The 14,817-nt window shown below is 50.3% G+C and carries 12 protein-coding genes; 11 read left to right on the top strand and 1 reads right to left on the bottom strand.

From position 1 onward, the window contains the following. The first annotated feature begins 650 nt into the window (after positions 1–650). A complete protein-coding gene (locus CGL56_RS05545) occupies positions 651–1,559 on the top strand; it encodes a sugar phosphate isomerase/epimerase family protein (protein WP_099105472.1) in 909 nt (302 codons plus the stop codon). Positions 1,560–3,049: 1,490 nt separating this feature from the next. Here CGL56_RS05545 and CGL56_RS05540 read toward each other — a convergent pair. Next, positions 3,050–3,961 carry a Gfo/Idh/MocA family protein gene (locus CGL56_RS05540; protein ID WP_167641463.1) on the bottom strand — a complete coding sequence of 304 codons (912 nt, stop codon included), beginning with the start codon at positions 3,959–3,961 and terminating at the stop codon, positions 3,050–3,052. Positions 3,962–4,597: 636 nt separating this feature from the next. On the opposite strand from CGL56_RS05540, the gene CGL56_RS05535 reads away from it, so the two are divergent. From CGL56_RS05535 to CGL56_RS18020, 10 genes are all read left to right on the top strand, one after another. Beyond that, positions 4,598–5,737 carry a tyrosine-type recombinase/integrase gene (locus tag CGL56_RS05535; RefSeq protein ID WP_099105470.1) on the top strand — a complete coding sequence of 380 codons (1,140 nt, stop codon included), beginning with the start codon at positions 4,598–4,600 and terminating at the stop codon, positions 5,735–5,737. A 435-nt stretch (positions 5,738–6,172) separates the two neighbouring features. Further along, positions 6,173–6,928 (top strand): toxin-antitoxin system YwqK family antitoxin, encoded by a 756-nt coding sequence (locus tag CGL56_RS18040; protein ID WP_143470627.1) that lies wholly within the window; start codon positions 6,173–6,175, stop codon positions 6,926–6,928. Positions 6,929–7,261: 333 nt separating this feature from the next. Continuing rightward, positions 7,262–8,302 (top strand): hypothetical protein, encoded by a 1,041-nt coding sequence (locus CGL56_RS18035; RefSeq protein ID WP_143470626.1) that lies wholly within the window; start codon positions 7,262–7,264, stop codon positions 8,300–8,302. 335 nt (positions 8,303–8,637) lie between these two features. Next, a complete protein-coding gene (locus tag CGL56_RS18030; RefSeq protein ID WP_143470625.1) occupies positions 8,638–10,479 on the top strand; it encodes a WD40/YVTN/BNR-like repeat-containing protein in 1,842 nt (613 codons plus the stop codon). Positions 10,480–11,196: 717 nt separating this feature from the next. Continuing rightward, positions 11,197–11,691, top strand: coding sequence for a DUF6932 family protein (locus CGL56_RS05525; RefSeq protein WP_099105468.1), 495 nt, complete (start codon positions 11,197–11,199; stop codon positions 11,689–11,691). Next, positions 11,672–11,914 (top strand): hypothetical protein, encoded by a 243-nt coding sequence (locus tag CGL56_RS05520; RefSeq protein WP_136460426.1) that lies wholly within the window; start codon positions 11,672–11,674, stop codon positions 11,912–11,914. Before CGL56_RS05525 ends, CGL56_RS05520 begins: the two co-directional genes overlap by 20 nt. A gap of 388 nt (positions 11,915–12,302) precedes the next feature. After that, positions 12,303–12,674, top strand: coding sequence for an outer membrane protein assembly factor BamE domain-containing protein (gene bamE, locus CGL56_RS18025; protein ID WP_143470624.1), 372 nt, complete (start codon positions 12,303–12,305; stop codon positions 12,672–12,674). A 530-nt stretch (positions 12,675–13,204) separates the two neighbouring features. Continuing rightward, complete coding sequence (locus CGL56_RS05515; RefSeq protein ID WP_099105466.1) at positions 13,205–13,684, top strand: hypothetical protein; 480 nt, start codon at positions 13,205–13,207, stop codon at positions 13,682–13,684. Further along, entirely contained in the window at positions 13,671–14,213 is a 543-nt protein-coding gene (locus tag CGL56_RS05510) for a helix-turn-helix domain-containing protein (RefSeq protein WP_099105465.1), read from the top strand. The genes CGL56_RS05515 and CGL56_RS05510 overlap by 14 nt, the downstream gene beginning before the upstream one ends. Before the next feature lie 92 nt (positions 14,214–14,305). Next, positions 14,306–14,704, top strand: a complete 399-nt coding sequence (locus CGL56_RS18020; RefSeq protein WP_143470623.1) for a hypothetical protein — start codon at positions 14,306–14,308, stop codon at positions 14,702–14,704. The last annotated feature ends 113 nt before the right edge of the window (positions 14,705–14,817 follow it).

Below are 14,817 nucleotides of genomic sequence, written 5' to 3'. Positions count from 1 at the left end.
TCCCGTCGGTGGTTTTTCGGCCGGGCCACAGGCCCGACGGCCCGGGTTAAGGAGTAGCCGGGCTTCCGGGCCTGTGGCCCGGCGTGAACCTGCTGGACCAGCGTATCAGGCGACTAACTTTTGCCCCGCTCGCTAGGCCGTTACGACGCCGCTCTACGCCGGCCGTTCTGAGAATCATTTGCTTTCCTCCCGTCGGTCATTTTTCAGCCGGGCCACAGGCCCGACGGCCCGGGTTAAGGAGTAGCCGGGCTTCCGGGCCTGTGGCCCGGTGTAAAATTGCTGGACCAGCGTATCAGGCAACTAACTTTTACCCCGCTCGCTAGGCCGTTACTACGCCGCTCTACGCCGACTGCTCCGAAAAGCGTATGCCTTCTGCCCGTCGGTCATTGTTCGGCCGGGCCACAGGCCCGACGGCCCGGGGGGCGACCCGGCAAGTACCTGCCGGACTAGCGCACCAAGCAACTAGCTCGCAAACCGCTAACAAGGCCCTTCGCAAGGTGGAAAGTGATAACCGCTTTACGCCGAGTGCTCCAAAAAGTGTATGCCTTCCGCCCGTCGGTTGTCTTTCAGCCGGGCCACAGGCCCGACGGCCCGGTGGGTGTCCATTCTATTCCTTAATTAACCTTATCCTTGTCCAAAATTTACCCCTTATGATTCGTTCCATCTCCTTTTTGCTGGGGTTTGTCCTCCTTTTTGGGCTCGTCGCCTGCGGCGGCACCCGGGAAGAGACCGACACGGCCGGTGCCACGGCGGTACCTGAATCCGCCAATCAATTCGGCGGACTGGCCCTCTATACCCTCCGCGACACCCTGGCCAAGGATCCCCGGACGGTCCTGCGGGAGGTAGCCGACCTGGGCTACGCCTACATCGAGGCCGCCGGCTACAGCGACGGCAAGTTCTACGGCATGTCGCCCACTGAGTTCAAGAACTACCTCGCCGAGGTGGGCCTGAAACCCGTGAGCAGCCACCACGGCGACGTGACCCGCGACAACGCCGACGAGATGATCGCCGCCGCCAAGGAGGCCGGCTTCCAGTACTTCGTCATCCCCGTACCCCCGGAAGGACGCTTCCAGTTTGATCCCGCCACCCGAACCCTCGGCATGAACGGCACGGTGGCCGAAGCCTCGGACATCATCAACGAGATCGCCGCCAAGGCCGCGGCCCAGGGGATGCAGACCCTCTACCACAACCACGACTTCGAGTTCGTCGCCAACGACGAAGGCATCGTACCCATCGATTACTTCATCGAGAACAGCAACCCCGACCACCTGAACTTCCAGATGGACCTCTACTGGGTAACCAAAGCCGGTGCCGACCCCGTCGACTACTTCAACCGCTACCCCGGCCGCTTCAAGGCCTGGCACGTGAAGGACATCGACGCCCAAGGCCGCTTCGCCCCCGTGGGCACCGGCTCGATCGACTTCGCCCGCATCCTGGCCGAAAAGGAGAAGTCCGGCATGGAATTCTACCTCGTGGAGCAGGACATGACCTTCGACGAGACGCCCCTGGAGGCCATCGAGATCAGTCACGCCGCGCTGGAGGAGATTGGCTTCGAGTAGGATTTTCTGATGCTACTGCGGACGGGTGCCGGCTGGTTTTCAGTCGGCACCCGTTTTTTTTGGCTTCGCTTCCTTCGGAAGCTTGCGGGTTGGTTACCGCAGATTACGCGGATTAGTCGCAGATTCATTTACGTAGTGTCCTTTTTCCCGATTGGTGGCTTGTATACTCGGCGAGTGGAAGTGCCGGCCCGCCCCGGACTGCCCACGCGCCGCGTGGGCCTGATCTTTGTCAATCTGTGAAAACCAATCCGTGGCCATCTGCGGTAGAACTTCCGGTTTTGGTTACCGCAGATTATGCGGATTGGGTGGCAGATTGAATCACGTATTGTCCGCGTTCTCCATTGGTGGCTTCCACTCGGCGAGTGGAAGTGCCGGCCCGCCCCGGACCGCCCACGCGCCGCGTGGGCTTTCATCTGCTTCTCTTTTTCTTTTTCCTTGATGAAAAAGAAACAACAAATCCCCACGAAGCCGGGGGGAGGGGCCCCCGGGTGAAGTACACATCCGGCTTTATCGGCTGCCGAACCCCGGCAGGGCTTAAATCCACAAACTCGCATGATCCTTGCCTCGACCTATAGTGTACGCGGTCCATATTATGTTTCTCCTCTCCCAATAGCATTCTCCCGGCTCATACAGTGTGTATTTTTTAACGCCCTGCCGGGGCCCGTCATCCGGCCGGCTGTAAGGGCGAACCCAGTACTATTTGATGTCCAGTGAGCGTGATCAGCGTAAATCCGCGAAACCAATCCGCGGCCATCCGCAGTAGAACTTCCGCTTTTGGTTACCGCAGATTACCCGGATTAGTCGCAGATTGATTTACGTAGTGTCCTTTTTCACGATTGGTGGCTTCCACTCGGCGAGTGGAAGGTCCGCCCCGTGCCCCCGGACTGCCCACGCGGCGCGTGGGCTTTCATCTGCTTCTCTTTTTCTTTTTCCTTGATGAAAAAGAAACAAAAAATCCCCACGAAGCCGGGGGGAGGGGCCCCCGGGTGAAGTTAACATCCGGCTTTATCGGCTGCCGAACCCCGTCATCCGGCCGGCTGTAAGGGCGAACCCATTACTATTTGATGTCCAGTGAGCGTGATCAGCGGAAATCCGCGAAACCAATCCGCGGCCATCCGCGGTAGAGCTTCCGCTTTTGGTTACCGCAGAATACGCGGATTAGTCGCAGATTAATTTGTGTAGTGTCCTCCTTCCCGATTGGTCACTTCCACTCGGCGAGTGGAAGTGCCGGCCCGCCCCGGATCGCCCACGCGCCGCGTGGGCCAAATCTGTGTTCATCTGCGAAAACTAATCCGTGGCCATCTGCGGTAGAACTTCCGCTTTTGGTTACTGCAGAATACGCGGATTAGTCGCAGATTCATTTACGTAGTGTCCTCCTTCCCGATTGGTGGCCTCCACTCGGCGAGTGGAAGAGCCAAATGCGCCTAATCAGCGTAAATCCGCGAAACCAATCCGCGGCCATCCGCGGTAAAAGTTACGCGCAGCAAAGCCTACCACCGGGATTCAATCCGCCGCACAATAGACTCGCAGAGGGCGTGGGTAGCCCGGATATCCGCCGCCAGGGCGGCATCGTGGGTGGGGGAGCGGGAGATCCGGAGCCAATCGTCAATCATGGCAACGAAGCCGCGCTTTTCCAGGGTAGGCGTCCAGTGGTTGAAGGAGAGGTCGGTGCGCTCCTCCGCGCGGTAGTGGACGCCGGCGTGGAGGTCGTGGAGGGTCCACTGTTGGCCCGGGGTGTGGTAGTCGATCGTTTCGGTGGTGCGGCCGCTCACGCGGTTCATGCCTCCGGTGAGGAGGGTTTCGCCGCTGCACCAGCGGACCTGCAGGTTGGTGAGGAGTCCGTCGCGCAGCTGGGCGTGTACGGTGAGGTCTTCCACGGGGCCGGGAGCGAGGACGCGGAGTCCGTCGACTACGTGGATGAAGTCGTCAAAGACGAAGGTCCTCACTTCCCCCGGCAGGTCCACGCGGTTCTTGTGCCAGGTCACCTGCAGGGGATCCTTTTCCCCCCGCAAGGCGCTGACCAGGGGCGCGTACCGCCGGTTGAAGCCCACCATCAGGGGAACGTTGCGCCGGGCCGCCAAGCGGAGGAGGCGATCCGATTCCGATTGGGAATAGGTGAGAGGCTTGTCGACGAACACCGGGATCCCCGCCTCCAATAAGGCCTCTACCAAGTCGGCGTGACCCTCCGTCGCACTGTGCACCATGGCCGCGTCGGGCCGCCGCGCGATCACTTCCCGGACGCTGGCGAAGGTGTTCGCGATCCGGTATTGCCGCGACAGTCGCTCCAGCACCGCCGTATCCCGCGTACACAACCACGGTTCCACGTCGGAGCGGGTGGCCAGGAGGGGGAGGTAGGCTTTTTGGGCTATGTCGCCCAGGCCGATGAGGGCTATGGAGGTCAAGGGTTCAAGGGGTGAAGGGGTGAAGGGGTGAATGGGTGAAGGAGTGAATGGGGCGTGGCATTTGCCCCTCGCTTTGCTCGGGTGAGCCAAGGGGTGAAGGAGTGAATGGGTGAAGGAGGGAATGGGGTGTGGCATTTGCCCCTCGCTTTGCTCGGGCGAGTCAAGGGGTGAAGGGGTGAAGGGGTGAAGGGGTGAATGGGTGAAGGAGTGAATGAAGTGTGGCATTTTCCCTTGCTTCGCTCGGGAAAGGCACGGGGTCAAGGGGTCAAGGGGCTAAGGGCGTGGCAATTGTCCATCGCTTGGCTCGGGTGGGGGCGTTGCTGGGTGGCATCCTATCCCTTGCTTCGCTCGGGTAGGGGAAGGTAGGGGTTTGGGGGGCAATGGGGCATGGTTTCTGTTCTTGAACTTATTTGGGCGGCGGGGCGCGGGTGCCGGGGAAGGGAGCAAGGCCCACTTGGTTCAGGTATATGGTTTATATTCATTCATGGGTTTGACCCAAAGAGAATATAATGGGATCCGGGTCGTCGGGGGAAGGCGACGCATGGGGGGCGAAGCCGTATGTAAACGCATATATTCGAGTATATACGGATAAAATCGGGTGGTTCGGGGTGCGGCGTATTTCTTCGGGTCAAAACGATGAGGAATACGCTATTGATTCAGAAGGTGGTGGGGCGAACGGGAACGCGCTACGTGTTCCGGCCGAAAGGATACATACAGGACTTCCCGAAGGCTTGTGGGCGAATTGAGGGGGTGGCGTACCACCGGGAACAGCGGTATTGGTCGGCACCCGCGGAAGCGGCTACCCTGAAGGGGCTGAGTGACGTGCTGGGGCGGGATCGGCTGGAGTGGACCTACGCCCTGGTGGAGACGCCTCGGCAACCGGAGCGGCACGGGGATAGCGATACGTTGCCGGCGCGGTGGGAGGATCGCTTGTTGCGGACGGAGGAAGCCCTGCGGGTGCGGCGGTACTCGTGGAGGACGGTAAAGGGGTATACGGCCCACCTGCGTGGATTCTTCCGGGCGTGTAGGGAGCTGGAGCCCGACGAGGTGACCACTGAGACGGTAAAGCAGTACATCCTGCGGCGCTCCGGCGCGGGCGGGTATTCTTCCAGTAGTCAGCACCAGCTGCTGAACGCCCTGAAATTCTGGATGGAGCACATCGAGGGGCGGGAGAAGACCTTCATCGAGCTGCGCCCCCGCAAGGAGCATAAGCTGCCCCAGGTGCTGAGTATGCAGGAGGTGGGTCGGCTGTTCGCGGCGGTGGAGAACCCGAAGCACCGCTGCGTACTCAAGGTGATCTACGGGGGCGGACTGCGGCTGGGGGAGGTGTGCCGCCTGCGGCTGGCGGATGTCCACGTGGACCGCTTGCAGATCTTCATCCGCGGTGGCAAGGGCAACAAGGACCGGTATACCACGCTACCGCAATCGCTGGTCGCCGAGCTGAACCAGTACGTGCAGGCCTACCAACCGGACTACTGGCTGTTCGAGGGGCAGCACGGGGGGCAGTATTCGCCCCGCAGCGTACAGGCCATCCTGAAACGGGCGGTGAAGCGGAGCGGGATAAACCCCCACGCCACGGTACACACCCTGCGCCACAGCTACGCCACCCACCTGCTGGAGCAGGGGACGAGTCTGCGCCACATCCAGGAACTACTGGGCCACAACAGCAGTCGGACCACCGAAATCTACACCCACATCTCCAGTAAGGAGCGGCAGCGCATCATCAGTCCGCTCGACCGGTTAACCGACGGAGGTGGGGAGGAGGAAAACCCTTAAAGGCGGGGTGGGGTATAGGCTAGAGACGGCCAGAACGTTGTACTGGAGGCACTGCGGGGGGTGGCGCGGCGGGGTTTCCGGGCGCGCACACCCGTCAACCCGCGCACACCCGTCAATTCCGCCCCCCGCCACCCCGGGACATTACGTATTATTGGCGGGCGGGTGGCGCACACCCGTCAATAATTTCACCGCCATTGCGGGCGTACATGCAATGCGGGTGTATTAATGTTGGGCGACATGGCCCATTAAAGGGCCACGACAAAACGCGCAGATTAGAGACAATCCGATTCATCTGATCCGTTTAACATCAGCGGGAAAAAAGTTAAATATCGAGATGCCTTGTGTTATACTTGAGTCTACCGTTCGAAACTCAAACTGTATCATTGGAAATGCACATCAATAAGTCAAATAATACATAAGTAACTACACTAAATCATGAAGGCTAAGATTGCATTGTGTATTACGATTTTCATCTTGAATTGCCAAGGATTGTTATACGGCTGTGACTGTAGTACTTCAGTATTTGATCTACCAGCTATCAATGAATATAATAGCTCGTCAAATAAAATCCTGTTCAAGGGCATACTAGTTGGGGCGAAGGATACAATAATTAATGGTGACTATCTTGTAGCGTACAAATACGACTCAATTACCAACTACTCAATGGAACACAACGGATCATTATTGATATTCACACCAGCTAGTAGTGCATCGTGCGGCTTCGAAGATCAGATAGGGAGTAAATCAATAGTAAGCGCTTACCGCGACGATGATCGTTATTTTACTTATAGAGAAGATTGCACTAAAACCGTATCAGAACACAGCGATCCTAAAAAGTTTCAGCAGTGGAATAAATATTTGACTTCGGTTTCAACTGGCGTAGATGGATATTACGAGTTCAAGCAGCCAACAAAGTACTATGACGGGGGAACCATAGATACATCATACAAAGCTCCCTTACTAGAGTATACAATACAAGACGGAACGCTAAATGGGTCTTATAGTCTCTATTCACGCACCGGAATACTTATAGAGACAGGTAAGTATATAGAAGGGAAGAAATATGGTACTTGGGTCTATCGCGAGGTTCAAGACAACATTGATCACGTTGTTGAAATAGTCACCACTTCTAAATATCATGACGGAAGAGTGATGGAAGAACTAACTAAACGTACTTACAAATACTGGTAAGCTAAAATTCAATATGTAGTCTTATAGCATACTCAAGAGATTTCAAAACCTTAATCAACTATAAAAGCAAGTGGTTTTGAAGAATCGCCCAACATTGCGCCATCGTCAAGCCGGCGGTGAGCCTTTCGAGTGTCCAGTAAGCTTTACAAAACTGATTTTAAACTGGTCGAAGTCCAAGATGCTAATTGGTGGAGCCGGCCTGCGGTGGCGCCCCCGTTGGGCGACAGCCTGCCATTAAAGGCAGGCCGAAAGACTATGTACTCAACAAAGTCAATCGAATCATTTATCGATAATTATTATTTTAATAGCCATTAAGAGTAACTTTAAAAGTATATGATTATTTCAATTAGGTGGGTGAGTGTATGGATTTTGTTAGCATGTATGGCTTGTTTTGTAACTCCTTTGAGTGGATGCTATAATGGTGAAGGCAATGAAAATACTAGCATAGATTTGAATAAAGAATTTACACAAATAACAGATATAGCACCAGGAAATAGTAGAATATTCTTCATCGTAGACAGAAGCTATTTATATTATGTGGATGATGGAGATGATTCTGCAACCTTAGTAGATAGCTTGCCGAATGCAGGTTTCATTGTATCTAAGGACGTTTATGTGAAATCGCGTACACAACTATTTAAAGTAATTGAACAACGAACTGATCCGAAGTTGTCAATTGTTCCCGAGCCATTTGACATGGATTCTATCAAATCTATCGGAAAAATTGGAGAAACCTTCGAAAATTACGAAGTTATAGATTGTTGCAATGGAGAATGGGGTGGTACGGTAAGCTTTATCAATAAGTTTGATACAACTCAAGTCAACTCAATTGAAAGCACGTGTTTATTAAAGATATTATCCGGCCCAGAGTATAATATTATATTAAATTACATGATGCATGGTATGGGATCCAGTTCAATATATAAAATACGCTCGGTAGGTGACCTTCCAAATACGGAAATTTGCCATAACTTCGAGTTTAATTTAGATTCCTGGACTTTCGTTGATAGCACAATGCAAGCCATCAATACGGGTGGATTGAATGAACTCATCTTCGATACGACTGGCGTTGAAATAGTTGATGGTCAAATTATCCAAGATAATCTTTATGTTTTATTAAGATCCAGATGGCCGGATAAGATAGATCTGAGCATAATATCCAACGCAGATATCCAGACGGTAGATTCATATGAATTCCCAAAAGAAGATAATGGACTATCCATCGACGGACTTATTACTGCAAACGGTTATGTTTATATCCGCCAATCTTCGTGGAACTATGATCGATTGAAGAATGGGGAAGGTTATGAGAATCAGATAATTATTCACAACATATCTACCGGAAAGTCTAAGACAATTACATTTACAAGATAGATCGCCCAACACTGCGCCCAGCGTCAACCGGGGCTGGGTGATTTGGAACTGGTGATGTCTATTAGTGTCTGGTGTCGCCCCGTCGTCAATGGCCCGAAAGCTCCCGGTGGTCGGTTTCGGTCCATGCCGCCGCGCCGCCCCCTCGTGGGTGGGGTCAAAGTTAGTACCTTCGAATCAATAATGCCCCGGCTGCGTGGGCGCCCCCGTTGGGCGACAGCCCGCCATTAAAGGCGGACCGAAAGATGGGATGGTTCCGCTAAAGCATGTCATTGTCAAAAATATCTGCATCGAAAGCGGGGTTCTATTGTAAGTTTCAGTAAAGTGTAAAGTTGATAATGAGATACGCCAAGATTCTTTTTTGGATACTATGCCCTTGCATCCTAGCTGGCCAGATTGATTATAAATCTGAAATGTCTATCGTAGGAAATTTCGATGATTTCTCGGTTATTGATGATTCCTTGCTTTATATCGCAACAGCTGTAGGAAATACCTATGTAAGCCATAACGGAGGTAAAGACTGGGAATATGGAATCTTACAAGCTGATGAATATGACGGAGAGCACTTCGATAGGGCTCAGTTCTTTAATAAAGATGTCGGTTTAATTTCGGGATATCTGCATGATAAAGAATACAACGATTATCTGTACCGAACCACAGACGGTGGTGCTAGTTGGGAAAAGTTACCTATTGAGTTTGGAAAATGGATTGATGCGGCAGCAATTAACAAGGACGGGCGTGCGTGGTTAGCCTCTTCAGATCAGGTTCTGTACCATTCAGATGATTATGGCAAGAATTGGACAATTCGGGACCGTCCAGAAAACAAGACCAATCAACGAATTATTTCCCTGGATTATACACAAGCTGGAGTGCTTTTAGCTGGTACAGGCTGGAATAGACTCTACTTAAGTTTAGATGATGGAGACAACTGGCAAATAGTGCCTACTCCAAAAGATAATGGATTATATGAAGCTGAGGATGGTCAGCGTCCTAGTATTCAAAAGGTGGTAGCTACAGATAAACACATAATTGTAGCACAAAATGAAAAGTTCTATTATACCGAATATCAACAAATCAATTGGGTCCCACTAAACGGCATAGCTAATATTTTTCGCGATGAAAACAAATTAGCTGTTCTTTACTTAAATGGGAAAGTTTCTTTTGTAAATAGTATAGATTCTGTAGAGATCGTAAACAATAACGTAGATGTATTCTATCGCGCCGTTGCTGGTAAATACAGGAATGGAAAGTTATATTTAGTATCTCCAAGTCAGACAAAAATGGTTTCTCCAAATAGAGTTGTTAACAATGTTCACTTGACAACGGATGTCTCGATAGAGGATATATTCTTTCAACAGTATATTGACTTGTCTAATCGACTTTGGGTGAATGGGAACTTTTCGGTGTACCATAGGCCAAGTTCGAAGCACAAATTTCGCCGGATGCACACAAACAGTGGAGAATTACTAAACGACGTATACACACTTAGCACAGATAGTGCGGTAGTAATTGGGAAACAATTTACAAGTCACAAAATTATTACTGCACATTCTGATATTGATGATAGGGAGCTTGACTTGGCGGAATTTGTTCAAATTCCAGACGTGTCAGGACTTGATAAGATTCGATTTCATGAATACGCATACGGATGCTTTCACGGTGATGAAAATAGGCGGGTTTACAAACTTGATAATAATGAATTAAAGCTCATACGAAGTGAAAGTAATGTCAACAAAGACGTTTACGGTGTAAATGAGAAGAGGAGTTCCTTGATGACTTTAGAAACGTTCCGGGCAATGGGTGAAGAACTCGACTGGGTAATTACAAGCGATAACCACCTCGTCCTACCCACCAGTAAGCAGTATGATTATTCTACACTAGAATTGGAAAAAATCACGAACTACCTAAGTCTGTTAGAAACCACGGCTTTAAACAGCTATAGTACTAATCATAATGTCAGAAAGATAACCTTAGAGTACACGACCGGTGAAACAATATCCTTGTATTGTACTAATGATAGCGAGCATCCATTAAATTTCAACTGGATTGTAGATGTGGGTGGATTGAAGTTCGGCATTACTTCCTTGAATCTATTTGAAGTCTTTAACCTTGGAATGTATCAAAGCAAGAGCGATGAGCTTAGAAAAGAAATGTTACAACTTATAGATGCCAGTGAATAGGATCGCCCAACACTGCGCCATCGTCAAGCCGGCGATGAGGCTTTTGGGTGTCGATGAAGCCATTAGAAGCTTATTTACTGCTTATGCAGATCCAAATACTAGTGGTGGTGAAGCCGGCCTGCGGTGGCGCCCCCGTTGGAGTGAAAGGCTACACTTCGTTCCGCCTTCCACTCCAACGTGAACTGCCCACAGGGTGCCGGACGAAGGACATTTAAAAAAATGCCCTTCATCCAACACCTTGCCTTCGGCAACTCCACAATTTGAAATATTTTTTGAGGCTACGCCTCAACATCATTCCAAATCCCGGAGCTGCGTGGGCAGCTCACGTTGGGTCCAATACAATACCCGCACTACAGCAAGACATACCATCGTCGCGGCATGATGTACGCTCATTCTTGAAGGCCAAAACGTACAATCTTTGTCCTGATTTGTCAGATCAAAATTTTAGAAGATGAGATCGATGCTTCAAGGTGCTAGCAGTAACCGGTGTTGTTGTCGATGTTCGCTATGGACCAAAAGCCTCTGCAGAGCTACGGGTTTCGGACCATGCTCTCTATCGTCAAAAAGACCTTGCCGGGTAACCTATTGTTAGTCCCTGCTGTAAGTGTTTCAAGATTTCAGATGCCATCGCTGAGATCCTCCTTCATATCCGAAGACCGCCTTACCTCAAACCGTGACGTGTACTCTTTGTCCAGGCAAACGTCCTATCTTCCGCACATGAACTTTGATCAAAGGGGACTGCTGATACCACCTGAGAAGATAAGCTTTGAGCAGAGTCAGTTCGCTCAAATCTTTGTCAGGGACTTTCCGGAAAGTAGCACACGTGGATCTCTCTTTCAGGCCTATCAAGATTATTCCGGGTGGTTCACCCAGAAGATCACGGGTAGCTTTGTGCAGTGGATAGGTGGAAGCTTCACGACCGCCAAGCGCAGTCCACAGGATATTGATCTAGTGACGCTATGCGCACAAGAGGATCTGATCAAGCATGATGAGATTTTGGCTTCAGAGACCGAAAAAGGCAACTGGAAGTCAAGGGGAGTGGACGCCTACGTAGTAGGGGTCCGAGCCTACGATGCACCCGACTATCCCCTTTACCGGTCGGACTTCGTATATTGGATACACCAGTTCTCTACGACTCGCAGAGATCGCAGAGGGCGCAAACACGCTAGAGGCTTCGTTGAAATCACCTTTAATGGATACAGCTATGAATAATTACGAAAGCTATTTTGAGGGCGTTGAAGACCGTGCTGTTCAGATCAGTGAGCTCATAGAGGAAATCATCAAACTAGATGATGTGTTGGCAAAACATGATCAGTACGGTTCGACTGGTTTTCAGCGTGAGCAATACGTCGCGAAGCGCAAGGAATACACCGATCGACTGAATCAATTTTTGCAACCTCATAGAATGAAGATAATTAATAACGAGGCCGCGTAAAGCAAGGGAATAATAGTACTGGACCGAACACCGCCTACCCGTATAGCCACCGGTTAAGCTTTGCGGTTCTCTGGTCGGTTAAGAATCAAGCGGAGTGTTCGTCGTAAGCCGTAGTGTTGGATGGTGTAGGCGGCCGTCGGGTAGGCACTCGTTGGAGTGAAAGGCTACACTTCGTTCCGCCTTCCACTCCAACGTGAGCTGCCAACAGGGTGCCGGACGAAGGACATTTAAAAAACGCCCTTCATCCAACACCTTGCCTTCGGCAACTCCAGCATTTGAAATATTTTTGAGGCTACGCCTCAACATCATTCCAAATCCCGGAGCTGCGTGGGCAGCTGACGTTGGGGGAAATGCCACCACCGTCCAACCTGAAACCAGCCTATAATTTATGGTAAGATCAACCAGACTGAGTCCTGCACTTCTTATTCTTCTAGCAGTTACGATTGGTCTTCTTGGTTGTAACGAACCATTTAATGAAGAAAAATGGAAGTCTAAAGGCGTTGATTGGCAATTAAGCGATTCAAGAGAGAAGATGGTACAAGACTTGGTAAACAGCGACACTCTTTTAGGTTTGACAAAAGGAGAGGTTTACCAAATGCTAGGCACCCCTGAATTGCAGGCTTCAAATGATAGTACAATGCAATATTTGATAAGGGAAAAGCACGGTTGGAATATAGACCCAGAGTATATCAAGTACTTCACAATAAAGTTTGATCGAAATGATCTGGTGAAATCCTATCACTTGGAGAAAAATGAGTAGGGTGGTCGATTATAAAGCATAGATAAAATTAAAGCTACCGCGCAGAAACAGCCCGCATGCCTCTAACAAAACTGCCTCGTAGAAACAGCCCGCACTCCTCCTAAAAGCTGCCGCGTAAAACAGCCCGCATCACTCCGAATAAAAAAGCACTTCCGCCAACACCGCGCCATCGTCAAGCCGGCGATGATGGTCTTGAGTGTCGAGGATGCTTTATCGGCTAGGAATCAAAGTTCTTGATCCGTAAGTTGGTTGGTTGTAGCCGGCCTGCGGTGGCGCACTCGTTGGAGTGAAAGGCTACAGGGTGCCGGACGAAGGACATTTCAAAAATGCCCTTCATCCAACACCTTGCCTTCGGCAACTCCAGCATTTGAAATATTTTTTGAGGCTACGCCTCACCATCACTCCAAATCCCGGAGCTGCGTGGGCAGCTCACGTTCGCCGACAGCAATGCCCGCATGACTTCAAAAAAGCCCGCCCAAAGTTGATCAAAGTCATCAACATTCCGTATCTTTCGGAGGTAAGCAACCAAGATGCCCCTTAAGAACCGCCAGTCAGGTAAGTCCCTTGCATACACCATTGAAAAACTACGCGAGGACGATTACCATTGGCTCAGTTCTTCTCCTGACTTTCAATTCGACTGGACGGTAGAAAAGGCAAATGAGGTCTACAAAATCTCTCTGGTGGACGAAGCAGCGACCGTACTTGGCGTCATGTCGTTGACTGATGTACCGGAAGAATTCCGCATTCACCTCAACTTGATTGAGGTGGCGGATACGCAGCGAGGCAAGAAGAAAACCATTGACAACGTTGCCGGCTGCTTAATTGCTTTTGCCTGCCGACTGGCGTTCGCAAGAGGTTATCTCGGATTCGTTTCCCTTCAGCCGAAAACGAAACTGATTCAGTACTACCAGGCCGCTTACGGCTTTCGTCAGTACGGACGTTTACTGGGAATTGAACAGGATGGTGCCATCTCACTAATCCAAAAATATCTAGAGGATGAAAAAGGATAAAAAGCAACTTTATACGGACCTTCTCCAGCGCTACACCGAAGAAGAGGTGGCAGAGTCATTTGTCGCAAGTGAAGAACTACCTGCTGAGGCGCAAGCTAAGGTCCACAAAGAGTTTTTAGAAAAGAGGATGAAATCGCTACAGGGCACAACCGGAGATCAAAAACTCCGGTCGAAGCTATTTGCCTTTAAAATTCAGTTGGAGGACTATTTTACAGCCGACAGTTACCAAGATGAATACAAATTCGGCAACCAGCTCAAAAAGTATATTAAAATAGTGGGCAGGACTCAGACTGAAGTCTCAAGCAATCTGAGCATCCATAAAGCAAGGCTCAGTCGAATCATAAATGGAAAGGAAAATCCTAATCCGGAACTTATGTATCGCCTACAGGAACACAGTTCCGGAGCTATTCCAGCATTTTACTGGTGGAAACTTTTCGCCAAAGAACTAGAATACCAGATAAGGACCGATAAGGAAAAAATGCAGGAGGAGAGCACCAAAGTCACCAATCCGATATCTCTGAGAGCTTGAAAGATAAAAAAGCCATCGGCGAACACCACATCAGCGTTCATGCGCCCTACGGGACGCAGGGCGCCGGCGTAATCGTTGCGTGCAATTAAAAAATGAAACATCGAGTTCAAATATTATCGATTGACCTGATAGACGAGTACGAAGGGACTGTTCAGTTTGAAATTAACGGGAATGACTACAAAGCATTTTTCTACGGAGAAGAATACAAACCAGGACAAAATGCTGAAGTTGAACTCGACCATCTCGAATCTCCGCTTGAATGGGATGTGATATTTACCGAGAATAAGGAGAGCGAACTAAGAATTACAAAGACGCAGAACTCGGAATGGAGTTACTATGGATATGGAAAAATAAAATCGATTGAACCCCTCGTTGCTGACTTTGGAGACATTCAATTGGAACTTGGAAACTGGACAAATGACCCTAAAGTAATTGGCGAATATATTTATTGGGCTATTGACCGATTGGATATAAGTAAGATAAAAAAATAAAAAACTTCACACAACACAGCATTTAGCTTATGGCGGGCGAACGGCTGCCAGCAAGGTTTTCGCTCCGTAGCAAGCTTTGGTCTCTGGGGACAGGAAAGTGCTTCGAAACCGCC

Source organism: Neolewinella marina (genome assembly GCF_002631205.1).
GTDB lineage: Bacteria > Bacteroidota > Bacteroidia > Chitinophagales > Saprospiraceae > Neolewinella > Neolewinella marina.
This window is presented reverse-complemented; position numbering and strand designations above follow the sequence as displayed.

Bases quoted from the DNA above. Each gene is read 5' to 3' on its own strand.
- CGL56_RS05515 (WP_099105466.1), top strand. From the start codon at position 13,205: ATGCCCCTTAAGAACCGCCAGTCAGGTAAGTCCCTTGCATACACCATT.
- CGL56_RS18030 (WP_143470625.1), top strand. From the start codon at position 8,638: ATGAGATACGCCAAGATTCTTTTTTGGATACTATGCCCTTGCATCCTA.
- CGL56_RS18040 (WP_143470627.1), top strand. From the start codon at position 6,173: ATGAAGGCTAAGATTGCATTGTGTATTACGATTTTCATCTTGAATTGC.
- CGL56_RS05545 (WP_099105472.1), top strand. From the start codon at position 651: ATGATTCGTTCCATCTCCTTTTTGCTGGGGTTTGTCCTCCTTTTTGGG.
- CGL56_RS05535 (WP_099105470.1), top strand. From the start codon at position 4,598: ATGAGGAATACGCTATTGATTCAGAAGGTGGTGGGGCGAACGGGAACG.
- CGL56_RS05510 (WP_099105465.1), top strand. From the start codon at position 13,671: ATGAAAAAGGATAAAAAGCAACTTTATACGGACCTTCTCCAGCGCTAC.
- CGL56_RS05520 (WP_136460426.1), top strand. From the start codon at position 11,672: ATGGATACAGCTATGAATAATTACGAAAGCTATTTTGAGGGCGTTGAA.
- CGL56_RS18035 (WP_143470626.1), top strand. From the start codon at position 7,262: ATGATTATTTCAATTAGGTGGGTGAGTGTATGGATTTTGTTAGCATGT.
- bamE (WP_143470624.1), top strand. From the start codon at position 12,303: ATGGTAAGATCAACCAGACTGAGTCCTGCACTTCTTATTCTTCTAGCA.
- CGL56_RS05525 (WP_099105468.1), top strand. From the start codon at position 11,197: ATGAACTTTGATCAAAGGGGACTGCTGATACCACCTGAGAAGATAAGC.
- CGL56_RS18020 (WP_143470623.1), top strand. From the start codon at position 14,306: ATGAAACATCGAGTTCAAATATTATCGATTGACCTGATAGACGAGTAC.